Source organism: Geodermatophilus nigrescens, from assembly GCF_900129495.1.
In the GTDB taxonomy this organism is placed as follows: domain Bacteria; phylum Actinomycetota; class Actinomycetes; order Mycobacteriales; family Geodermatophilaceae; genus Geodermatophilus; species Geodermatophilus nigrescens.
Map to the genome: position 1 here is coordinate 932,024 of NZ_FQVX01000001.1, position 20,545 is coordinate 952,568.

The 20,545-nt window shown below is 77.0% G+C and carries 20 protein-coding genes; 12 read left to right on the forward strand and 8 right to left on the reverse strand.

The features are described 5' to 3' along the window. Window positions 1-33 precede the first annotated feature (33 nt). Window positions 34-714, forward strand: coding sequence for a TetR/AcrR family transcriptional regulator (locus BUE37_RS04640; RefSeq protein ID WP_217651122.1), 681 nt, complete (start codon window positions 34-36; stop codon window positions 712-714). Window positions 715-729: 15 nt separating this feature from the next. Here the strand turns inward: BUE37_RS04640 and BUE37_RS04645 are convergent, their stop codons facing one another. Continuing rightward, window positions 730-1,110, reverse strand: a complete 381-nt coding sequence (locus BUE37_RS04645) for a winged helix-turn-helix transcriptional regulator (protein WP_073418896.1) — start codon at window positions 1,108-1,110, stop codon at window positions 730-732. Window positions 1,111-1,197: 87 nt separating this feature from the next. Between BUE37_RS04645 and BUE37_RS04650 the strand changes: the two genes are divergently transcribed. The 8 genes from BUE37_RS04650 to BUE37_RS04680 all read left to right on the forward strand — a co-directional run bounded on the left by BUE37_RS04650 (window position 1,198) and on the right by BUE37_RS04680 (window position 7,882). After that, window positions 1,198-2,052: an SDR family oxidoreductase gene (locus BUE37_RS04650; protein ID WP_073418897.1), complete on the forward strand. Its 855-nt coding sequence runs from the start codon at window positions 1,198-1,200 to the stop codon at window positions 2,050-2,052. A gap of 176 nt (window positions 2,053-2,228) precedes the next feature. After that, entirely contained in the window at window positions 2,229-2,405 is a 177-nt protein-coding gene (locus BUE37_RS23670) for a hypothetical protein (RefSeq protein ID WP_175562787.1), read from the forward strand. A gap of 36 nt (window positions 2,406-2,441) precedes the next feature. Further along, on the forward strand, window positions 2,442-3,959 hold the full coding sequence (locus BUE37_RS04655; protein ID WP_217651123.1) for an adenylate/guanylate cyclase domain-containing protein: 1,518 nt from the start codon (window positions 2,442-2,444) through the stop codon (window positions 3,957-3,959). 120 nt (window positions 3,960-4,079) lie between these two features. Then, a complete protein-coding gene (locus BUE37_RS04660) occupies window positions 4,080-4,622 on the forward strand; it encodes an RNA polymerase sigma factor (RefSeq protein WP_073418898.1) in 543 nt (180 codons plus the stop codon). After that, window positions 4,619-5,473 carry a zf-HC2 domain-containing protein gene (locus tag BUE37_RS04665; protein WP_073418899.1) on the forward strand — a complete coding sequence of 285 codons (855 nt, stop codon included), beginning with the start codon at window positions 4,619-4,621 and terminating at the stop codon, window positions 5,471-5,473. Before BUE37_RS04660 ends, BUE37_RS04665 begins: the two co-directional genes overlap by 4 nt. Then, the gene (locus BUE37_RS04670; RefSeq protein WP_073418900.1) at window positions 5,470-6,333 is read left to right on the forward strand and encodes an ABC transporter ATP-binding protein; all 864 of its coding nucleotides are present in this window, start codon (window positions 5,470-5,472) and stop codon (window positions 6,331-6,333) included. The genes BUE37_RS04665 and BUE37_RS04670 overlap by 4 nt, the downstream gene beginning before the upstream one ends. After that, entirely contained in the window at window positions 6,330-7,286 is a 957-nt protein-coding gene (locus BUE37_RS04675; protein WP_073418901.1) for a hypothetical protein, read from the forward strand. Before BUE37_RS04670 ends, BUE37_RS04675 begins: the two co-directional genes overlap by 4 nt. Continuing rightward, window positions 7,283-7,882, forward strand: coding sequence for a hypothetical protein (locus BUE37_RS04680; protein WP_073418902.1), 600 nt, complete (start codon window positions 7,283-7,285; stop codon window positions 7,880-7,882). Before BUE37_RS04675 ends, BUE37_RS04680 begins: the two co-directional genes overlap by 4 nt. Window positions 7,883-7,912: 30 nt before the next feature. Here BUE37_RS04680 and BUE37_RS04685 read toward each other — a convergent pair whose 3' ends face one another. The 5 genes from BUE37_RS04685 to BUE37_RS04705 form a co-directional block, all read right to left on the reverse strand. Further along, window positions 7,913-8,938: a potassium channel family protein gene (locus tag BUE37_RS04685; RefSeq protein ID WP_245794282.1), complete on the reverse strand. Its 1,026-nt coding sequence runs from the start codon at window positions 8,936-8,938 to the stop codon at window positions 7,913-7,915. 66 nt (window positions 8,939-9,004) lie between these two features. Further along, complete coding sequence (locus BUE37_RS04690; protein WP_073418903.1) at window positions 9,005-10,750, reverse strand: class I adenylate-forming enzyme family protein; 1,746 nt, start codon at window positions 10,748-10,750, stop codon at window positions 9,005-9,007. A 115-nt stretch (window positions 10,751-10,865) separates the two neighbouring features. Further along, window positions 10,866-12,437: a long-chain-fatty-acid--CoA ligase gene (locus BUE37_RS04695; RefSeq protein WP_217651124.1), complete on the reverse strand. Its 1,572-nt coding sequence runs from the start codon at window positions 12,435-12,437 to the stop codon at window positions 10,866-10,868. 58 nt (window positions 12,438-12,495) lie between these two features. After that, window positions 12,496-13,332 (reverse strand): class I SAM-dependent methyltransferase, encoded by an 837-nt coding sequence (locus tag BUE37_RS04700; RefSeq protein WP_073418904.1) that lies wholly within the window; start codon window positions 13,330-13,332, stop codon window positions 12,496-12,498. Between the two features lie 34 nt (window positions 13,333-13,366). Further along, a complete protein-coding gene (locus tag BUE37_RS04705) occupies window positions 13,367-14,020 on the reverse strand; it encodes a TetR/AcrR family transcriptional regulator (protein ID WP_217651125.1) in 654 nt (217 codons plus the stop codon). 119 nt (window positions 14,021-14,139) lie between these two features. On the opposite strand from BUE37_RS04705, the gene BUE37_RS04710 reads away from it, so the two are divergent. The 3 genes from BUE37_RS04710 to BUE37_RS04720 are packed head-to-tail and all read left to right on the forward strand — an operon-like array spanning window position 14,140 to window position 17,236. After that, window positions 14,140-15,363: an acyl-CoA dehydrogenase family protein gene (locus BUE37_RS04710; RefSeq protein WP_073418907.1), complete on the forward strand. Its 1,224-nt coding sequence runs from the start codon at window positions 14,140-14,142 to the stop codon at window positions 15,361-15,363. Further along, window positions 15,360-16,352, forward strand: a complete 993-nt coding sequence (locus BUE37_RS04715) for an acyl-CoA dehydrogenase family protein (RefSeq protein WP_073418908.1) — start codon at window positions 15,360-15,362, stop codon at window positions 16,350-16,352. Before BUE37_RS04710 ends, BUE37_RS04715 begins: the two co-directional genes overlap by 4 nt. Further along, window positions 16,349-17,236, forward strand: a complete 888-nt coding sequence (locus BUE37_RS04720; protein ID WP_073418910.1) for an enoyl-CoA hydratase-related protein — start codon at window positions 16,349-16,351, stop codon at window positions 17,234-17,236. Before BUE37_RS04715 ends, BUE37_RS04720 begins: the two co-directional genes overlap by 4 nt. A gap of 11 nt (window positions 17,237-17,247) precedes the next feature. Here the strand turns inward: BUE37_RS04720 and BUE37_RS04725 are convergent, their stop codons facing one another. Together BUE37_RS04725 and BUE37_RS04730 are read right to left on the reverse strand one after the other, a co-directional pair. Further along, on the reverse strand, window positions 17,248-19,713 hold the full coding sequence (locus BUE37_RS04725) for an ABC transporter permease (protein WP_073418912.1): 2,466 nt from the start codon (window positions 19,711-19,713) through the stop codon (window positions 17,248-17,250). A 3-nt stretch (window positions 19,714-19,716) separates the two neighbouring features. Continuing rightward, window positions 19,717-20,490 (reverse strand): ABC transporter ATP-binding protein, encoded by a 774-nt coding sequence (locus BUE37_RS04730; RefSeq protein ID WP_245794283.1) that lies wholly within the window; start codon window positions 20,488-20,490, stop codon window positions 19,717-19,719. Window positions 20,491-20,545: the final 55 nt, after the last annotated feature.

The window sequence follows — 20,545 nt, forward strand, 5'->3', positions numbered from 1 at the left end:
TACGGTGTACGCCTGTCAAGGAGGGGAGGTCGGGTGGCGCGTGAGCCGCTGTCCCGCGAACGGGTGCTGCGGGCCGCCGTCGAGCTGGCCGACGGGTCGGGCCTCGACGCGGTGAGCATGCGCGGGCTGGCGCAGGTGCTCGGCGTCGTCCCGATGGCCCTCTACAAGCACGTGGCGAACAAGGACGAGCTGCTCGACGGGATGGTCGACGCCGTCATCGGCGAGTTCGAGGCGCCCGACCCCGCGCTGGACTGGCCCGACGCCGTCCGGGCGCGGCTGCTGTCCGCGCGCCGGGCCGTGCTGCGGCACGCCTGGGCGCGGCGGGCCATCGAGTCGCGCACCCGGCGCACGCCCGCGGTGCTCGGCTACATGGACGCCGTCGTCGGCACCTTCCGCCGCGGCGGCCTCTCGGTCGACCTGACCCACCACGTGATGCACGCGCTGGGCAACCGCATCTGGGGGTTCAGCCCCGAGCTGTTCGACGCGCCGGCCGACCCGTCGGCGCCGCCGCCTCCCGCGGAGCAGCAGCGGGCGACGGCCGAGGAGTTCGCCCGGCGCTTCCCGCACGTCCTGGAGATCGCCACCGCGGCGACCGGCGGGGACCTGTCCGCCGTCGGCGGCGGGTGCGACGAGCAGTTCGAGTTCGAGTTCGCCCTGGACCTGCTGCTCGACGGCGTCGCGCGGCTGCACGGCCGCGGCTGGCGCTCGGCCTGAGCGGCCCGCCCGGCGTCAGCGCGGACGGTGGTCCTCCCGGGCCCGCTCGACCTCGGGCACGGCCTCCTCGAGCACGTCGGCGAGGTCGCGCAGGCGCGCGGCCACCCGGGCGCCGAGCGGCGTGAGCGCGTACTCGACCCGCGGCGGGATGGTGGTGACGACGTCGCGGCTGACCATGCCGTCGCGCTCGAGGGCCTGCAGCGTCTGCGACAGCATCTTCTCGCTCACGCCGTCGACCCGGCGGCGCAGCGCGTTGAACCGGTACCCACCCTCGTGCAGCGCGATCAGGGTCAGCGACGCCCACTTGGCGGTGACGTCCTCGAACGCCGAGCGGGACGTGCAGTCGCGGGCGAAGACGTCGGCGACCAGCGCGGGGGAGGGGCCCGGCTCGCTCATGCCGCCAGCGTAGGACCACCGGCGGAATGGAGGGCACTTTCTCCTGGTTAGTGCCCCCGACCGAGTTCCCGATCGAGGAGTCCCCGCATGACCACCTACGCCGTCACCGGAGCCACCGGCCACCTCGGCCGCCGCGCCGTCCAGGAGCTGCTCGACCGCGGCGTGCCGGCGGGCGACGTCGTCGCCGTCGCCCGCCGTCCCGAGGCCGCGGCCGACCTGGCCGGCCGCGGCGTGCAGGTCCGCCACGGCGACTACTCGCAGCCGGGCACGCTGCCCGCCGCGCTGGCCGGCGTCGACCGGCTGCTGCTGGTCTCCGGCAGCGAGCCGGGGCAGCGGGTCGCCCAGCACACCGCCGTGATCGACGCGGCCGCGGCGGCCGGCGTGCAGCGGATCGTCTACACCTCGATCGCGCACGCCGACACGTCCACGAACCCGCTGGCCCCCGAGCACCGCGAGACCGAGGGGGTGCTCGCCCGCTCCGGCGTCCCGGCGACGGTGCTGCGCAACAGCTGGTACGCCGAGAACTACGCCGCCCAGGTCGACCAGTACCTGGCCACCGGCGAGGTCCTCGGCGCCGCGGGCGACGGCCGGGTCTCGATCGCCGCGCGCGAGGACTTCGCCGTCGCCGCCGCGGCCGCGCTGCTCGCCGACGGCGACGGCGGCGTCCACGAGGTCGGCGGGCCCGGCGTCACGCTCGCCGACCTCGCCGCCGCCGTCACCGAGGTGACCGGCACGCCGGTCGCGTACCGCGACCTGCCGGTGGACGAGTACGCCGCCGCGCTGCGGTCCGCCGGTCTCGACGAGGGGACGGCGGGCTTCGTCGCCGGCATCGACGCCTCGATCGCCCGCGGCGACCTCGACACCGGCGACGCCGACCTCGCCGCCCTGCTCGGCCGCCCGGCGACCCCGCTGGCCGACGCGCTGCGCGCGGCCCGCGGCTGAGCCCGGACGCGGCCGCCCGGGCTCAGCCCCCGGGCGGCCGCGCGCTACCGCAGGGCCCGCCCGCGCGCGCGGCAGGATCCGCCGTCCCCCCTCGGAGGGGTGAGATGCGCCGCCTGGCTGGAGCGACCACACCCACCTGCCGATCTCCTGTGCACGGACGACAGGAGGTCCCCCTCATGAACCCCATCGCGTGCCGCGCCGTGGCGCAGGCCGGCCTGGTGGCCGCCACCGCCTCGGCCGACGACGAGCGCCCCTGGCCGCTGCTGCTCGTGGCCGGCTGGCACTCCACCGCGGTCGACCTCGTGCTCGCCGACGGTCTCGTCGCCGAGGCGCTGGCCGAGCTGCCGGTCTGACCGTGTCCCCGCCCGCGCGGGGTCGTTGAGCCGGTCGTGGTCCCGACCGGCACGCGCAGCACCGCCCTCCGGCGGGCCGACGACGTGCTGGCCTGGGCGCCGAGCGGCCGGGTCGCCGTCCCGCTCATCGTGGCGCTGGTCGTCGTCGCCGACCTCGTCGGCGTCGGCACCGTCACCCTGCTGCTGCTCGGCGTCTCCGACGACGGGGCGAGCGCCGGCCGCGCGCCGGTGCTGCTCGCCGCGCTCGGCTACCTGCTCCTCGCGCTCCCGCTGGCCACCCTCGCCGGCCTGCGCCGCCAGCGCGCCACGACCGCCTGGCTGGTCGCCCGCCGCACGCCCACCCCCGCCGAGGCGGCCTCCGCGCTGCGCCTGCCGGTGGACACCGCGCTGATCGCCGGCTCGGTCTGGCTGCTCGGTGCGGTGCTCGTCGGCGTCGTCGCCGCGCTCACCTTCCCCGAACCGCTGGTCGGCCTGCGGGTCGGCGTCGCCACCCTGCTCGGCGGCGCGGCCACCGCCGGCGTCGTCTACCTGCTCGTCGCGCGCGCCGCGCGCGGCGTCACCACCCGCGCGCTGGCCGCGCACCCGCCGTCGGGGCGGCTCGCCCTCGGCGTGCGCCCCCGCCTGCTGCTCACCTGGAGCCTCACCAGCGCCGTGCCGCTGCTCGGCGTGGTCCTGCTGTTCGTCGACCCGAGCAACCCCGGCGGCCCCGGGCGCACCGCGGTGGTCTTCCTCGCCGTCGTCGCGCTGCTGGTCGGCGGGCTGGCCACCGTGCTGCTCGCCCGCGCCGTCGGGGCGCCGCTGCGCGACCTGCGCGAGGCGGTGCAGCGGGTGGGGGACGGCGACTACGCGGCCGCGGTGACCGTCGACGACGCCGGCGAGATCGGGCTGCTGCAGGCGGGCGTCGCCACGATGGCCGCGGGGCTGGCCGAGCGGGAACGGCTGCGCGACCTGTTCGGCCGGCACGTGGGCACCCCGGTGGCCGCGCGGGCGCTGGCCGAGGGTGCGTCGCTGGGCGGCGAGCTGCGCACGGTGGCGGCGCTGTTCGTCGACATCGCGGGCTCCACCTCGCTGGTGCGGCGCACCGGCCCGGAGGAGATGGTCGGCCTGCTCAACCGGTTCTTCGCCGTCGTCGTCGAGGCGATCGAGGCCGAGGGCGGGCTGGTCGACAAGTTCGAGGGCGACGCGGCGCTGTGCGTGTTCGGCGCGCCCACCGCCCACCCCGACCCGCCGGGCGCCGCGCTGCGGGCGGCCCGGCGGATCTGCGACGCCGTCCGGGCGGCCGGCGAGGTCGACGTCGGGGTGGGGGTGGCGTGCGGGCCGGTGTGGGCCGGACAGGTCGGCACCGCCAGCCGGCTGGAGTACACGGTGATCGGCGATCCGGTGAACGAGGCAGCGCGGCTCACCGAGCTCGCCAAGGACGACCCGGGCCGGGCGGTGGCCAGCGAGGCCGTCGTGCGGGCGGCCGGCGGCGAGGCCGCGCACTGGCGGCCCGCCGCGGAGGTGGAGCTGCGCGGTCGCGGCGAACCGACCCGCACCTGGGTGCGCCGGACCTGACGAGGCACGCACCCCGGTGCGCCGGCACTTCCTGGAGGGCGCCGGCGCCGGGACACTCCGGGACCGGAGCTGCTGCCGGACCGGTGAACAGCTCGAGGCCTCCGGAGCTACAGGTGCAGCATGAGGCAGGAACCGCGCTCGGACGGGGACCTGCTGCGGGCCGTCGCCGACGGGGACCGGTCGGCGCTGCGCGAGCTGTACGACCGGCACGCCCCCTGGCTGCGGGCACGGCTGGCCCGCCGGTGCGGCGACCCGGGCGTGGTGGAGGAGGTCCTGCAGGACACGTTCCTCGCGGTCTGGCGCACCCCGACCGGCTACCGGGGTTCCGGGGACGTCCCCGCCTGGCTGTGGGGCATCGGGATCCGCCGGTTGCTGGCCGCCGTCCGGCCGCGTCGTCCGCTGCCACTGCGTCTGCTGGTCCCGCCCCCCGCGCCGTCGGCGGAGGACGAGGTGCTCGTCGCCGTCGAGCACGGCGACCTCGCCTCCGCGGTCGACGGCCTCTCGCCGGAGCTGCGCGCCGTCGTGCGCGCCGTGGTCCTGGACGGACTGACCAGCCGCGAGGCGGCCCGGCTGCTGGGGGTCCCGCCCGGCACCGTCCGCACGCGGATGGCCCGGGCGCGCGCCCAGATGCAGGCGGCACTGACCCAGGAGGCACTCCCATGAGCTGGCACGTCGACGCGAGGACGTGGACCGGGTACCGCGCCGGTGCCCTGTCCGACGCCGCGGCGGCCTCCGTCGAGACGCACCTCCTCGCGTGCGCGGCCTGCCGGGAGGTGCCCGCCTCCGGTGCCACGCCGGAGGAACGGGCCCTGCACGAGCGCAGCTGGGACGCACTGGGTTCCGCTGTCGACCGGGAGCCGGCGTCCGCGGTCGAGGGGCTGCTGGGGCGGGTGCTGCCGCCGCACGTGGTCCGGCTGCTGGCGGCCGCGCCCGCCCTGCGGCGGGCCTGGTGGGCCGCGGGGACCGCGCTGCTGGCACTGGCCCTGCTCGCCGCCCACCTGGGCACCGGCACGGTGGGGACGGCCCTGTTCGTGGTGACCGCGCCGCTGCTGCCCCTGGGCGGGGTGGCCCTCGCCTACGCCGCCGTCGACGACCTCGCCGGCGACGTGGCCACCACGACGCCGTACCCACGGTTCCGGCTGCTGCTCCTGCGGACGGTGGCCGTCGCGGCGGTCACCCTGCCGGTCACCGCGGTGCTGGCCCTGGCGCTGCCGGGGGGCTCCCGTGCCGCCACCCTCTGGCTGGCCCCCGCGCTCGCGCTCTGCGCGCTCACCCTGGCGCTCTCGGCCCGTGCCGATCCTCGCCGGGTCGCGGCCGTCCTGACGCTGCTGTGGCTGGCCGTCTCCTGGAACGTGCTGCGCCCCTCGCGCCTCCCCCTCGCGGTCGACGGGGTGCTCGACCGCTCCCTCGCCTTCCGCCCGGCCGGCCAGGCGGCGTTGCTCTGCGTCGCCGTGCTGGCCGCCCTGGCCGCCGTCACCCGCCGCACCACCTTCGAGGACAGGAGCAGGAGATGACCCTCCCCGTCGCGCTCGCCGGCGTCGGCAAGCGCTTCCGCGGCACGACCGCGCTGCAGGACGTCACGCTGGAGCTCCGGCCCGGTGTGACCGGGCTGCTCGGCCCGAACGGGGCTGGGAAGACCACCCTGCTGCGGATCGTGGCGACCGCGCTGTCACCCGATGCCGGGACGGTGCGGGTGCTCGGCGCGGACCCGGCGGATCCCGCGGGGCGGCTCGCCATCCGGCGGCGGCTGGGCTACCTGCCGCAGGAGTCGGGCGCCTACAGCGGCTTCACGGCCTTCTCCTTCGTCGACTACGTCGCGGTGCTCAAGGAGATGACCGACCGGTCGGCCCGGCACGCGGAGGTCCGCCGCGTGCTCGACGCCGTCGGCCTCGGGGACCGTGCGCACCAGCGCATCCGCGCGCTCTCGGGTGGGATGCGTCGCCGGGTGGGGCTGGCCCAGGCGCTGCTCGGCCACCCGGACCTGCTGGTCCTGGACGAGCCGACGGTGGGCCTGGACCCCGAGCAGCGGCTGCGCTTCCGAGAGGTCCTGGCCGGGCTGCCCGACGACGCGACGGTGCTGCTGTCCACGCACCTGACCGAGGACGTCGCCGCGTTGTGTCCCACCGTCGTCGTCCTCGACTCCGGCCGGGTGCTCTTCCACGGCGAGACCACGGCCCTGGCCGCCCTGGCCGACGGGCGGGTGTGGGACGCCGAGGCGCCCGACCCACGTGCCGCCGTCTCGTGGCGCACTCCGGAGGGCCGCTTCCGCAACGTGGGTTCCCCACCGCCCGGGGCCGCCCTCGTGCCGGCCGGGCCGGAGCACGGGTACCTGCTGCTCACCGGCTCCACGGCCGCCGAGCAGGTGGCGTCGTGACCGCGGCGGTCGCCGGCCGCGACGTCGTCGTCGGACGGGACACCGTCGCCGCGATGGCCCGCGCGGAGGTGCGCTACACCGCGCGCAACCCGGTCCTCTGGGCCGGGGCCGCACTGTCGGCCGTGGGCACCTGGTACGTGAGCACCGACGGGACCTTCACCGAGGGCCGGTCGGTCACCGACGGCTACGGGACCTGGGAGCTGGCCGCCGCTCCGCTCGCGCTCGCCGCCTTCCTGGTGGGCAACTGGGCGGCCCTCCGGGAGCGGCCGGCCACCACGGCGGAGATGTTCACGAGCACCCCCGCCCGGCGGTGGGACCGGACACTCGGCCTGCTCGCCGCGGCCGGGGTGCCCGCGATCCTCGCGCTGGTGCTCATGGCGGCGCAATGGACCGCGGTGGTCGCCCAGGGTGGGGTCCGCATCGGGCAGGGCCGGTGGTCGAGCACCGTCACCCCGACGCCCCTGGAGCTGGTGGGCGCCCCGCTGGCGGTGGCCTGCGCCTTCGTGGCGGGCGTCGCGATGGCCCGCGTGGTGCGGTCCCGGGCCATCGGCAGCGTGCTCGGCTTCGTGGGCTGGGCGTTCCTGTACGTGTTCTTCTGGATCTGGTTCACCGCGCCGTTCGGGGTCTTCGCGGTCTCGCGGTCCTCGGTCGTGACGGCCGACCTCGGACGGGACCCGTCGACGGCGGAGCTGGCCCGGTGGGACGGAGTGGACCCGCCGGGCGCGTTCGCGGAGACCTACCTCGCCGGCTCCCGCGACCTCGGCTTCCACGGCCTGCACCTGACCTACGTGCTGGGGCTGGTGGTGCTCCTCGCCGGGGTGGCGCTGGCACGCAGCGGCCCGGACCGGCGGACGCGTGCGGTGCTCGTCGCCGGCCTGCTCCTCGTCGTGCTGGGCGTCGCCGGGCAGTTCCTCGTGCACGACGGAGCGGGCACGTGGATGGGGTCCCTGTGAGCTCCGCCGTCGTGCGCTGGCCGGCGCTGCTCGCCGCCACCGGCACCGTGCTCCCCTGGGGCCCGGTCCTGGCGGCGGGCGGTGCCGGCCTGGCGACGGCAGGGGCGATGGCCGTCGTGCCGCCCGGGGGTGACGGGCTCCTGCTGGTGCTCGGCGTGCTGGTGCTGGTCACCGGCGTCGCCGTCGCCGGCGAGGACCCCTCGGCCGCCGTGGCCGAGGTGGCGCCCGTGGGGCCTCGGCGCCGGCTGGCGGCCCGGCTGCTGCTGGTCCTGCCAGTGTCGGCCGCCGCGCTCGCGGGCGTGTGGGTGCAGGCGGTCCTCGCCGGTGCCGCGCCGGGGCGCGGGCCGGTCCTGCTGTGGGTGTCGCTCGCCGCCGTCGCGACCGCCGTGGGCGCCGCTGCCGCACGCAGCGCGGCGGCGGTCCCGGGCCCGCCGGCCGCGGCCGCCGTCCTCGGTGCCGGCCTGCTCGCCGTCCCGCTCCTGCCGGCGTCGGTGACGGGGCTGCCGCCCTGGGACTCGACGGCCGAGCGGGTGGCCTGGGCGCTCGCCGTCTCCGCGGTGGTCCTCGCGCGGGCGACGCGCGACCGCGCGGCCTGACCGCGCGGGGAGGGGACGACCCGGCCGCGCTCAGTGACTGCGGACGACCACCAGGACGTCCTCGCTCTGCAGCGTGCCGATGAGCGGGTCGTCGAAGCGCAGCGTGCGGCCGCCGCGGGTCACCGACAGCACGATGTCGCGCAGGTCGCGCGGGCCCAGGCCCACCTCGCCGGAGGTGACCACCCGCTGGGAGAGGTCGAGACCCTGGCCGCCGGTGAGCAGGTCCTCGACCACCGAGACCACCCGCGGGCTGTCGGTGGACAGGCCCAGCAGCCGGCCCGACGTCGCCGAGGTGGTGATGACCGTGTCGGCGCCGGACTGGCGCAGCAGGCTCGCGTTCTCCTCCTCGCGCACGCTGGTGGTGATCGGCACGGTCGGGTTGAGCTGGCGCACGGTGAGGGTGATGAGCACCGCGGCGTCGTCGCGGTTGGCCGCCACGATCACCGCCCGGGCCCGCTCCACGTGCGCGCGGCGCAGCACGTCGGTGCGCCCGGCGTCGCCGACGATGCCGGTCAGGCCGATCGAGTTGGCCTCGTCGATGGCGCGCTGGTCGGCGTCGACGATGACGATGTGCTCCAGCGGCGTGCCGGTGGCCTGCAGCGAGCGGACGGCGCTGCGGCCCTTGGTGCCGTAGCCACACACGATGACGTGCTGGCGCACGCGGGACCTCCAGCGACGGATGCGGAACTCCTCGCGCGAGCGCGTCGTCAGCGCCTCGAGCGTGGTCCCGATGAGCACGATGAGGAACAGCACGCGCAGCGGCGTGATGAACAGGATGTTGACCAGGCGGGCGCCCTCGGTGATCGGGGTGATGTCGCCGTAGCCGGTGGTCGAGAGCGTGACCGTCGAGTAGTAGATGGCGTCGAGCAGCGAGATGCCGACCTCGTCGCCGTCGCGGTAGGAGTCGCGGTCGAGCCACACGATGAGCACGGTCAGCGCGAGGAAGAACGCCGCGAGCACCACCCGCTGCCACACCTGGCGGACGGGGGAGGGCTCCTCGTGGGCGATCTGCACCCCGGTGTGCGGGTCCTCGTTCGCCCCGTGTCCGCCGATCACGTCGCGGACGATAGCGAGCGGGGGCGGCGCCCACCGGGATGCCGGTGCGCACCGCCCCCGATCGGGTCAGCCCTGGGCCGCGGCCTCGCGCTCGCGGGCGGCCAGTTCGCGCTTGAGCACCTTGCCCGCCGCCGACACCGGGATGGCGTCGATGAAGACGACGTCGCGCAGCCGCTTGTAGTGCGTGACCCGGTCGTTGACCGCGGCCATCACCGACTCGGCGGTCAGCGCAGCGCCGGCGTCGTCGGCCTTGCGCACGACGTAGGCGACCGGCAGCTCCCCGGCGGCCTCGTCGGGCCGGCCGACGACGGCCGCGCCGGCCACGCCCGGCACGCCGAAGAGGACCTCCTCCAGCTCGCGCGGGAACACGTTGTAGCCCTTGTAGAGCAGCATGTCCTTGGTGCGGTCGACGATCGACAGGTAGCCGTCCTCGTCGAGCACGCCGACGTCGCCGGTGTGGAACCAGCCGTCGGGGTCAATGCTCTCGGCGGTCGCGTCGGGCCGATGGGCGTAGCCGCGCATGACCTGCGGCCCGCGGATGCACACCTCGCCGCGCTCGCCCACGGGCAGCGGCTCGCCGCCGCCGAGCGGGCGGATGGTGATCTCGGTGTCGAACACCGGGACGCCGACCGACCCGGCCTTGCGGGTGCCCGACCGGAACGACGGGTTGCCGGTGGCCTGCATGGTCACCTCGGTGAGGCCGTAGCCCTCGCCGATCACGGCGTTGGGCAGGACGGCCTGCAGCTTCTCGATGAGCGGCACCGGCAGCGGCGCGGCGCCGCTGGAGACGCCGCGCACGTGCGACCAGTCCTGCTCGGTGAAGCCGGGCACCTGCAGCAGCGCGACGAACACCGGCGGCGCCCCGCCGATGCTCGTGACCTCGTACCGCTTGGCGTCCTCGACGTACCGCACCGGGTCGAACCGCATGTGGATGACGGTCGTGGTGCCGCCGAGCACCATCCCGTTGAGGTAGCCGATCGCGCCCATCGCGTGGAACCAGGGCGTGAGGTTGATCAGCCGCGCCTGGCCGAGCCGGATCGGGTACTCGTCCTCGCCGAGCACCTGCCGCACGGTGACGTCGCCGGCCTCGTCGAGCTCGGGCAGCGACCCCGACGTCCAGCACGCCGACTGCAGGACATTGGTGACGACGTTGCGGTGCGGCAGCTCCACGCCCTTGCTCACCCCGGTGGTGCCGCCGGTGTAGGCCAGGTGGGCGAGGTCGGCGGCGGGGTCGACGCCGGCGTCGAGGTGCCGGTCGGTGGGGTCGGCGGCGAGCAGGTCGGCGAGGTCGACGTCGCCGTCCTCGAGGCCCTCGAGACGGGCGGCGAAGTCGAGGGTGTGCGCCTCACCGGTGACGACGACAGTGCGCACCGGCGTGGCCGCCAGCGCCGAGCGGACGAACGGCAGCACCTGGTCCCAGGTGACGAGCACGGTGGCACCGGCGTCGGAGAGCTGGGCGGCGAGGTCGGCGGCCGGTAGCAGCGGGTTGGTGGGGGAGAAGACGGCGCCGGCCATCATCACGCCGTAGTAGACGGCCGGGTACTGGCGGCAGTTCGGGATGTGCACCGCCACGACGTCGCCTTGGCCCACCCCGGCGTCGGCCAGCCAGTTGGCCACCGCGGCCGCCCGCGCGCCGAGCTCCTCGAAGGAGAGCTCGACGTCGTGGTCGACGAACGCCGTGCGCGTGCCCCACCGGCGCACCGCGGCCCGCAGGATCGAGCCGACGGGGACCGACGGGTACTCGAGCGAGCGCGGCAGCCCGGGCGGCCAGCTGGCGGCCGTCGGGCTCGGTGCGGACTGCGTGGCGGTCATGCGGGTCCTCCCTGTCGGGTCCTGGGCCACGACAGCGTGTCCCACGTCACACCGGCTGTCGAGGTGCGCCGTGCAGCGACCGGAGGCCCTCCGACGGTGCTCGGTGCACAGCGGTTCAGACGGCGGGGTCGCTCACCAGCGAGCCGGCCCGGTGCTCGGTGCGCAGCGACGTCTTGAGCACCTTGCCGCTGGGGTTGCGCGGCAGCGCGGGCACGAACGCGTACTCGCGCGGGTGCTTGTAGCGGGCCAGCCGCTCGCGGCACCAGGCGGTGAGCTCCTCGGGCGTGGGCGGCGCGTCGGCGGCCCGCGGCGCGATCACCGCCAGCGGCGCCTCGCCGTAGCGGGCGTCGGGGACGCCGATCAGCGCGACCTCGGCCACGCCGGGGTGGGCGGCCAGCACGTCCTCGACCTCGGCGCAGTACACGTTCTCGCCGCCGGTGATGATCATGTCCTTCTTGCGGTCGACGACGTAGTAGTAGCCGTCCTCGTCCTCCCGGACCAGGTCGCCGGAGTGGAACCAGCCGCCGGCGAACGCCTCCGCCGTCGCCTCGGGCTTGCCCCAGTACTCCGCCATCACCATCGGGCTGCGGTAGACGATCTCGCCCACCTCGCCCACCGGGACGTCCTGCATCGCGTCGTCGACCACCCGGACCTCGACGTTGAGCATCGGGGTGCCCACCGAGCCGATCTTGCGCACCGAGTCCTCGCCGCGCAGGAAGCAGGTGACCGGGCTGCACTCGGTCTGGCCGAAGGCGGTGATGACCTCCGCCTGCGGGAACGTGTCGATCATCGTGCGCAGCAGCGTCGTCGACGCCGGCGCCGCGCCCCAGGAGATGCGCCGCAGGCTGGAGAGGTCGCGGTCGGCGATGCCGGGCACCGCGACGACGGCGGCCCACATGGCGGGCACCAGGAAGATGCTGCTCACCCGCTCGCGCTCGATGAGGTCGAGCGTGGCGACCGGGTCGAACCCGCCGCTCTTGAGGATCACGTGCGTGCCGCCGAGCAGCAGCGGCGGCAGCCCGCCGGCGAGGCCCGCGATGTGGAACAGCGGGGCGCCGGGGACGCCGACCCGGTCGTCGTCGCCCCAGCCGAGGTGGGTGACCTGGCTGAACACGTGCATGAGCAGGTTGCGGTGGGTGAGCACGGCGCCCTTGGGGCGGCCGGTGGTGCCCGACGTGTACATGATGAACGCGGGCGCGGTCTCGTCGACCTCGACGCCGGGCGGCTCCGGCGAGGCGGCGGCCATGGCGTCCTCGAGGTCCCCGCCGAGCGTGAGGACCGTGGCCAGTTCCGGCGCCTGCTCGCGGGCCTTGGTGGCCACCTCGGCGAGGGCGGCGTCGACCAGCAGCGCGGTGGCGCCGGAGTCGGTGAGCACGTAGGCGACCTCGTCGGCGACCAGCCGGAAGTTGACCGGGACGACGACCGCGCCGAGCCGGACGCCGGCCAGGTAGGCCTCCCACACCTCCATCGAGTTGAGCCCGAGCACCGCCACCCGGTCGCCGGTGCCCACCCCGCGGCCGGCCAGCGCGTTGGCCAGCCGGGTGACCCGCTCGTCCAGCTCGGCGTAGGTGCGACCGCCGCCGTCGAAGCGCAGCGCCCACGTGTCCGGGGTCCGGCGGGCCCAGCGTGCGAGCTGGTCGGCGGCGGTCATGCCGCGGCCCTGGAGGGTGGGGATCGGCACGCTCACGGGTCCTCCTCGGTCGGGGTGTGACCCGCGTCATGCTGGTGGCGACCTGACGCGGCGGTCAACCCTGACCGGGGCGTCTCGCGACGGCCCCGACGAGCAGCGGGTTGACCAGCACGGCGTCGGCCGCAGCGGCCTGCGCGCGCAGCCGCCGCCCGAGGTCGGCGGCGCCCACCTCGGCCGCGGTCGCCGTGCCGGTGCGCTCGAAGGCCGGCAGCAGGCTGACCGCGTCGCCGGCCACGACGGCCCAGCCCGTCGCGCCACCGCCCCGCTCGAGCGGCTGGCCGCAGGTGAGCACGGGGTCGGGCAGGCCGGCCGAGCGGTAGACGGCGGTCAGCCGCAGCCCGGCGTCGACGGGGACGCCGAGCCGGCCGAACGCCGTCAGCAGCCAGCCGTTGAACGCGTCCAGCAGCGGCAGTGGCGGGTGCGCCGCCCGGGTGGGCAGGACGACGTCGGCGAACGCGACGACCCCGCCGGGCCGCACCAGCGACGCCGCCCGGGCGACGAGGGCGACCGGGTCGGGCAGGTGCAGCAGGAGCAGCCGGCCGACCACCGCGTCGAGCGGGCCGGGCGGCTCCCAGGTGGTGACGTCGGCCTGCACGAAGGCGACGCCGGGCCGCCCGGCGGCGCGGCGCCGGGCCACCTCCAGCGGGCGCCGCGCGGCGTCGACGCCGGTCACCCGCCCGCCCGCGCCGACGCGGTCCGCGATCGCGAGGGTGACCGCGCCCGGGCCGCAGCCGAGGTCGGCCACCGCCATGCCGGGCGCGAGGCCCGCGGTGTCGAGCCAGGCCCCCGTGGCCGGACCGTAGAGCGAGGAGAGGGCGTCGAGCCGGGCCATCTCGGGGTCGTCGTCGCCGAGCACGTAGCCGGTGGGGGCGGCGGCCGCACGGTCGTCCATGCCCGGTCATCGTGGCCCGCGCGGCCGCCCGGCGTCAGTCCTCCGGGCGCGCGAGGAGCATCCGCGCGGCGAGCCGCCGCCACAGCGCCAGGTGCGGGTCGGTGGCCGCCGGCCGCTCGGTGAAGGCGTACACGCAGGCCACCCCGCGCATGCTCGTGAACAGCAGCTCGCAGAGCTCCGCGTACAGCGGGGCGGCGGCGATCTCCGGCCCCCAGATGCCGTCGGCCACCCGCCGGATCGCCGCGCGCAGCCGCCGCTCCTCCACCCGCAGCGCCGAGCGCAGCCCGGGGTCGGTGCGGGCCGCGGTCCACAGCTCCATCGCCGCCCAGAAGGGCGGCTCCTGGAACGTCGCCCACATGAGGTCGATGGCGCGGTCGACCCGTTCCTGGCCCGGCGGCTGGTCGGCCATGAGCGCCGCGGCGCGCTCCTCCACCTCGGCGAGCAGCGTCGTCGACAGGTGCCCCGCCGCGGCCACCAGCAGCTCGGCGCGGGACGGGAAGTGGTGCAGCAGCCGGCCGCGGGACACCCCGGCGCGGGCCTGGACGGCGAGCGTCGAGGCGCCGGCGTAGCCGTCCTCGACCAGGCAGGCGACGGCGGCGTCGAGGATGAGCGCGCGGCTGTCGGCCGTCCGCGCGGAGCGGGTGCGCGGCCCGTGCACGGCGGCGCTGTCCACGGGATCGGCGGTCACCCGGCGCAGGGTAGGCCGCCGCGCCCGCCTCGAACAGTCACCGTTGACCGTTCCGGGTGACCGGTGCCACGCTGCGCCCGGACCGCCCGACCCACACCCCGACGACGCGGAGGACCGGCGTGGACTTCGACGACACCCCCGACGAGGCCGCCTACCGGGAGCGGGTGCGCACCGTGCTCGCCGACCGGGCCGGCGACCTGCTGCACGTGGCGCCCGGCGAGCCGGTCGACGCGCGCAGCCGGGAGGCCGACCTGCGCGCCACCCAGCGCGTGCTCGCCGAGGAGGGCCTGGTCGGCGTGACCTGGCCGCGCGAGTACGGCGGGCAGGGCGGCACGCTGGTGCAGCAGGCGATCGTGGCGCAGGAGCTCGCCCGCGCCCGGGTGCCCACGCTGATCAACCACATCGGCATCGGCATGTGCGGCCCCACGGTCATCGCGCACGGCAGCGACGACCAGCGTTCCCGCTACCTCGCCCGGCTGCTGCGCGCCGACGACGTCTGGTGCCAGCTGTTCAGCGAGCCGGCGTCGGGCTCCGACCTCGCCGCGCTGCGCACCTCCGCCGTCCGCGACGGCGAGGACTGGGTGGTCAACGGGCAGAAGGTCTGGACGACGCTCGCCCACGTCTCCGACTTCGGCATCCTGCTCACCCGCACCGACCCGGAGAGGCCCAAGCACGCGGGGCTGACGATGTTCGTCGTCGACATGCACGCGCCCGGCGTCACCGTGCGGCCGCTCCGCCAGATGAGCGGCGGCGCGGACTTCAACGAGGTGTTCTTCGACGACGTCCGCATCCCCGACTCCGAGCGGCTCGGCGAGCCCGGCGAGGGCTGGCGGGTCGCGCTCACCACCCTGATGAACGAGCGGGTGGCCATCGGCGGCGCCGGCAGCGACATCGGCCAGTCCGCCGAGTCGCTGGCCGCGCACGCCCGCGACCGGCTGCCGCACCTGGACCCCGAGCGGCAGGCGCTGGCCCGCCAGGCGGTGGGGCGGGCGCTGGTCGCCGCGCTCGCCGCCCGCTACACCGGCTACCGCCGCTTCACCACGCTGTCGCAGGGCGGCGTGCCGGGGCCGGAGGCCAGCGCCGGGAAGCTCGGCGGCACCGCCGCGGCCCGGCTGGTGGCCGACGCCGGCGTCCGGCTGCTCGGCGACGACGCCGTCCTCGGTGCCACCGCCGACGGCGACGAGACCTGGCAGAAGGCGCAGGCGTACGTGCCCGGCATCGCCATCGCCGGGGGCACCGACCAGGTGCTGCGCAACATCCTCGGCGAGCGGGTGCTGGGCCTGCCCGCCGAGCCGCGCACCGACAAGACCGCCCCCTTCTCCTCCTCCGGAGGCCGCCGGTGAACTTCGACCTGTCCGACGACCAGCGCGACGCCGCCGCCGGCGCCCGCGAGTTCTTCACCGGCTCGGTCCCGCTGTCGGCCGCGCGCGGCGCGCTCGACGGCGACGGCGCCCCCGCACCCGGCCGCAAGGCGCTCGCCGACATCGGCTTCCTCGGCATCACCGTGCCCGAGTCGGCCGGGGGCGCGGGCGGCAGCGTGCTCGACCTCGCCGTCGTCGCCGAGCAGGGCGGCGCGGTGCTGGCCGGGCCCTCGCTGGTCACCGCCGCGCGCGCCGCGGTGCTGCTCGAGGGCGCGCCCGACCTCGCCGCGCAGCTCGCCGACGGGTCGGCCGCGGTCGCCGTGCTCGACGGCCCGCCGACCGGCTCGGCGCCGTCGGTCGATGCCGCCGACGCGACGCTGTTCCTCGCCCTCGACGGCGACACGCTCGTCGCGGGGGAGGGCGAGGTGGTGCCCGGGAGGCCGCTGGACGCCACCCGCGGCCTCGCCCGGGTGCGGCTGACCTCCCGCCGCGTGCTCGCCGAGGACGCCGGCGCGCTGTGGGCGCGGGCCCGCCGGGTGGGCGCCGTCGTGATGGCCGCCGAGGACCTCGGCGCCGCCGACCGCGCGGTGCTCATGGGCGTGGAGTACGCGCGGCAGCGCGAGGCGTTCGGCCGGGTCATCGGCTCCTACCAGGCGGTCAAGCACATGCTCGTCGACGCCTGGGTGGGCGTGGACCAGCTGCGCTCGCTGGTGTGGTGGGCGGCGTGGGCGGCGGACTCGGCGCCGGAGGAGCTGCCGCTGGCCGCCGCGGCCGCCAAGGCCTACGCCGCCGAGGTGTTCGAGCGGGCCGCGGAGACGGTCGTGCAGGTGCACGGCGGGATCGGGTTCACCTGGGAGCACGACGCGCAGCTGTACTGGCGCCGCGCCAAGACCGACCGGCTGCTGCTGGGCGACGCCGCCGAGCACCTCGACGCGGTCGCCCGGCTCGCGGAGGCCGGCGCCCTGGGATGACGTTCGAGCAGCTCCGGTACGACGTCGCCGACCGCGTCGCCACGATCACCCTGTCCCGCCCCGAGCGGCTCAACGCCTTCACGCCGCGGATGGCGGTCGAGCTCGCGCGGGCCGCCGCGGCGGCGGATGCCGACGAGGGGGTGCGGGTCGTCGTCGTCACCGGTGCGGGGCGGGGCTTCTGCGCCGGCGCCGACCTCGGGGCGGGCGCGGGCACCTTCGCCGGCCGGGGGCGGGAGGACGCCCCGGCCCGCGGCGCCGTCGGTGGGGTCCCGCGCGACTGGGGCGGCATGGCCTCGCTGCCGTTCGCCGCGCTGCGCAAGCCGGTGATCGCCGCGGTCAACGGCCCGGCCGTGGGGATCGGCGCCACGATGGTGCTGCCGATGGACGTGCGGATCGCCGCGGAGTCCGCGCGCTTCGGGTTCGTCTTCGCCCGCCGCGGGATCACCCCGGAGGCGGCGTCGTCGTGGTTCCTGCCGCGGGTGGTCGGCATCAGCCAGGCGATGGAGTGGGTGGCCACCGGGCGGGTGTTCGACGCCGGCGAGGCGCTGCGCGGCCGGCTGGTCTCCCGCGTCGTCCCCGACGAGGAGCTGCTCCCCACCGCCTACGCGCTGGCCCGGGAGATCGCCGGCAACACCTCCGGCGTCGCGGTGGCCGCCGCGCGTCAGCTGCTGTGGTCGATGCTCGGGCAGCCCTCGCCGTGGGACGCGCACCGCGCGGAGTCCCGGGCGCTGGCCGAGCTGGCCGGCGGACCCGACGCCGCCGAGGGCGTGGCCGCCTTCCTCGACAAGCGCGCCCCGGACTTCCGGGCCCCGGTCGGTGACGGCGACGTCGCCGGGGTGGCGCGCTGGCCCGCGCCCCCCGGCGACGTCACCGACCCGGTCTGAGCCGGTCCGCCTCAGACCGCCGCGATCGCCGCGACCGGCGCGGTGCGGGCCGCCCGGCGCGCGGGCAGCACGCTGGCCAGCAGCCCGGCGACCGTCGCGACGACGACGATCCCGCCGACCTGCACCCACGGGACGTCGACCACCACGACGTCCTGCCCGCCGAGCAGCGACGCGGTGCCGATCAGCCCGTACGCCCCGCCGACCAGCACACCGAGCACCGCCGCGACGCCGGCCACGAGCAGCGCCTCCCACGCCAGCAGCCCGCGCATCTGCCCGCGGGTGAGCCCCAGCGCCCGCAGCAGCCCGTTCTCCTGCCGCCGCTCGACCACCGACAGCGCCAGCGTGTTGCCCACCCCGATCAGGGCGATGAGCACCGCGACGCCGAGCAGGCCGGTGACCACGAGGAGCATCGCGTCGAGCACCTGGTCGATCGCGGCGCGCTCGCTGGCCAGGCCGGTGACGTAGGCGTCGGGGGCGGCCGCGCCGGTGAGCTCGGTGACCTCCGCGATGGCGTCCCGCTGGCCGTCGCCGTCGGCCAGCCGCAGCCACAGCGTCGCCGCCGGGGCGTCGGGCACCAGGCCGCGCAGGTCGGCCGCGTACAGCAGCGGCGTGCTGGCGTCCCCGCCGACGGTGGCGGTCAGCGTGCGGCTGTTCGCCCCGGCGGTGAGCGTCACCTCGTCGCCGTCGCGCACCGACCACACCTCGGCCGCCCACGGCGGCAGCACCACCTCGCCGAGCGCGGGCAGCGGCAGGTCGGCGGTGCTGCGCAGCACCGCGCCCGCGTCGGCCGGGTCCACGCCCTGGACCCAGGTCGGCTGCCCGTCGGGGCCGGTCAGGTCGGCGCCGGCCAGCGCCGTGCCGCCGGCCACGCCGTCGACCTCCTCCAGCTGCGGCAGCAGCGACGACGGCAGCTCGCCGTACGCGCCGATCTCCACGTCGGCCGGGTAGGCGGAGTCCAGGCCCGCCTGCGCGGTCGCCCGGGTGGAGGCCGCGCCGACGACCATCGCGGTGGTCAGCGTGACGCCGATGAGCAGCGCGGTCGCCGTCGCCGCCGTCCGGCGCGGGTTGCGGCTGGCGTTCCCGGCGGCCAGCCGGCCGGGCAGGCCGCCGGCGCGGCCCAGCGCCCGCCCGGCGGCGGCGACCACCGGGGGCACCGCACGCTGGGCGAGCAGGACGACGCCGAGGAAGCTCGCCGCCCCGCCGGCCAGCGCCGGGTAGATCTGCGCCATCACCACGCCCAGCGCCATGAGCGCCGACCCGCCGAGCACCAGCACGAGGCCGGTGGCGAAGCGGAGCAGGCCGCCGCGGCTGCGCAGCGGGGCGGGGTCGGCCGGCCGCAGCGCGGCCAGCGGCGCCACCCGGGTGGCCGCCCGGGCCGGGCCGAGCGCCGCGACCAGCGTGGTGAGCGTGCCGACGGCGAGCCCCGCGGCGACGGCGTACAGCGGCACCGTGACGCCCTCCAGCGGGATCGGGGAGTCGGTGCCGACGAGCGCGGAGACGACGGCGGCCAGCCCGATGCCGGCGCCGACCCCCACCGTGGACGCGACCAGCCCGGTGACCGCGGCCTCGGCGAGCACGCTGCGCCGGACCTGCCGCGAGGTGGCGCCCACGCAGCGCAGCAGCGCGAGGTCGCGGGTGCGCTGGGCGACCAGCACGGCGAGCGTGTTGGCGATGACCAGCCCCGCCACGAGCACCGCGACGGTGGCGAACACCAGCAGGACGGCGGTGAGCGCGAGCCGGTTGCCGGTCACGTACGCGACGGCGGACGCCGCGGCCTCCTCCCCGGTGCTCACGGTGACGTCGCGCCCGTCGAGGGCCGCGGCGACGGTCGCCACCAGGCCGGCGGGGTCGGTGCCGGGTGCCGCGGCGACGCGCAGCTCCGTCGGGTCGGTGGCGCCCCAGGCGGACACCTGGGCGGGCACGGCGTACCCGTGGGCGTACACACCCGCGGCCGGGTCGCCAGCCAGGTCGACCAGCCCGGTGACGGTGGCCTCGGCGGTGGCGGTGACGTCGCCGGTGGCCGGGTCGAGCACGGACACCGCGACGACGTCGCCGACCTCGGCGTCGGTCGGCAGGCCCAGGGCGAGCTCGCCGGGACGGTCGGGCAGGGCGCCGGCGGTCACCCGCTGCCAGCGCAGCTCCGGGTCGGCGGCGACGCTGCCGACCTGCAGGTAGGCGGCCGACCGGCCGGGGAGGGCGGCCTGCACGTCGGCGGTGGCGGTGGGGTCGACCGCGGCCACGCCGGGCAGCGCGGTGAGGGTCGCGACGTCGCCGGCCAGGGAGCCGCCGTCGCGGGCGGTGACCACGGCGTCGGCGCCGACGTACTGGGCGCCGGCGGCCCGCAGCAGCGTGGCGCGGGCCGTCTCGTTGAGCACGAGCGTGGCGGCGACGAACGCGGTGGCGATGACGACCGCGAGCGTGGCCGCGACCAGCCGCGGCAGGTGCGCGCGCAGGCCGGCCAGGGTGGTGGACAGCACCGGTCAGCCCCCGAGCCCGCGGAGCGCCTCGAGCACGGACGCGGCGGTGGGCCGGTCGATCTCGCCGGCCGGGCGGCCGTCGGCGAGCAGCACCACGCGGTCGGCGTAGGAGGCCGCGGTGGGGTCGTGGGTGACCATGACGACGGTCTGGCCGGTCTCGCGGACGCTGCTGCGCAGCAGGTCGAGCACCTCGGCGCCGGCGCGGGAGTCGAGGTTGCCGGTGGGCTCGTCGGCGAAGACGACGTCGGGGCGGGGGAGCAGCGCCCGGGCGATGGCCACCCGCTGCTGCTGGCCGCCGGAGAGCTCCGAGGGGCGGTGCCGCAGCCGCTCGCGCAGGCCGAGCCGGGCGACGACGGCGTCGAACCAGGCCGGGTCGGGACGGCGGCCGGCCAGCTGCATCGGCAGCACGATGTTCTCCCGCGCGTCGAGCACCGGGAGCAGGTTGAACGCCTGGAAGACGAAGCCGATGCGCTCGCGGCGCAGGCGGGTCAGCTGGTCGTCGCGCAGCCGGGTGAGCTCGGTGCCGCCCAGCCACACCTGCCCGGAGGTGGCGGCGTCGAGACCGGCGAGGCAGTGCATCAGCGTCGACTTGCCGGAACCGGACGGGCCCATGATCGCGGTGAAGCCGCCGCGCTCGAAGGTGACGTCGACGCCGGCCAGCGCGTGCACCGCCGTCTCACCGGAGCCGTAGACCTTGGTCAGGCCGGTGGCGCGGACGGCGGCGGACGACACCGGCGCCGGCGGCTCGCCGGGGACGGTCATGACGGGGACGGACACTGCGGACCTCCGCGGATCGCTTCTGGGGACGCTGACGACCCTCGCGCCCGGCGGC

Coding starts and splice junctions, on each gene's coding strand:
- BUE37_RS04690 (WP_073418903.1), bottom strand. CDS start 10,750: ATGACCGCCACGCAGTCCGCACCGAGCCCGACGGCCGCCAGCTGGCCG.
- BUE37_RS23670 (WP_175562787.1), top strand. CDS start 2,229: ATGAACCCCATCGCGTGCCGCGCCGTGGCGCAGGCCGGCCTGGTGGCC.
- BUE37_RS04650 (WP_073418897.1), top strand. CDS start 1,198: ATGACCACCTACGCCGTCACCGGAGCCACCGGCCACCTCGGCCGCCGC.
- BUE37_RS04665 (WP_073418899.1), top strand. CDS start 4,619: ATGAGCTGGCACGTCGACGCGAGGACGTGGACCGGGTACCGCGCCGGT.
- BUE37_RS04670 (WP_073418900.1), top strand. CDS start 5,470: ATGACCCTCCCCGTCGCGCTCGCCGGCGTCGGCAAGCGCTTCCGCGGC.
- BUE37_RS04720 (WP_073418910.1), top strand. CDS start 16,349: ATGACGTTCGAGCAGCTCCGGTACGACGTCGCCGACCGCGTCGCCACG.
- BUE37_RS04660 (WP_073418898.1), top strand. CDS start 4,080: ATGAGGCAGGAACCGCGCTCGGACGGGGACCTGCTGCGGGCCGTCGCC.
- BUE37_RS04700 (WP_073418904.1), bottom strand. CDS start 13,332: ATGGACGACCGTGCGGCCGCCGCCCCCACCGGCTACGTGCTCGGCGAC.
- BUE37_RS04645 (WP_073418896.1), bottom strand. CDS start 1,110: ATGAGCGAGCCGGGCCCCTCCCCCGCGCTGGTCGCCGACGTCTTCGCC.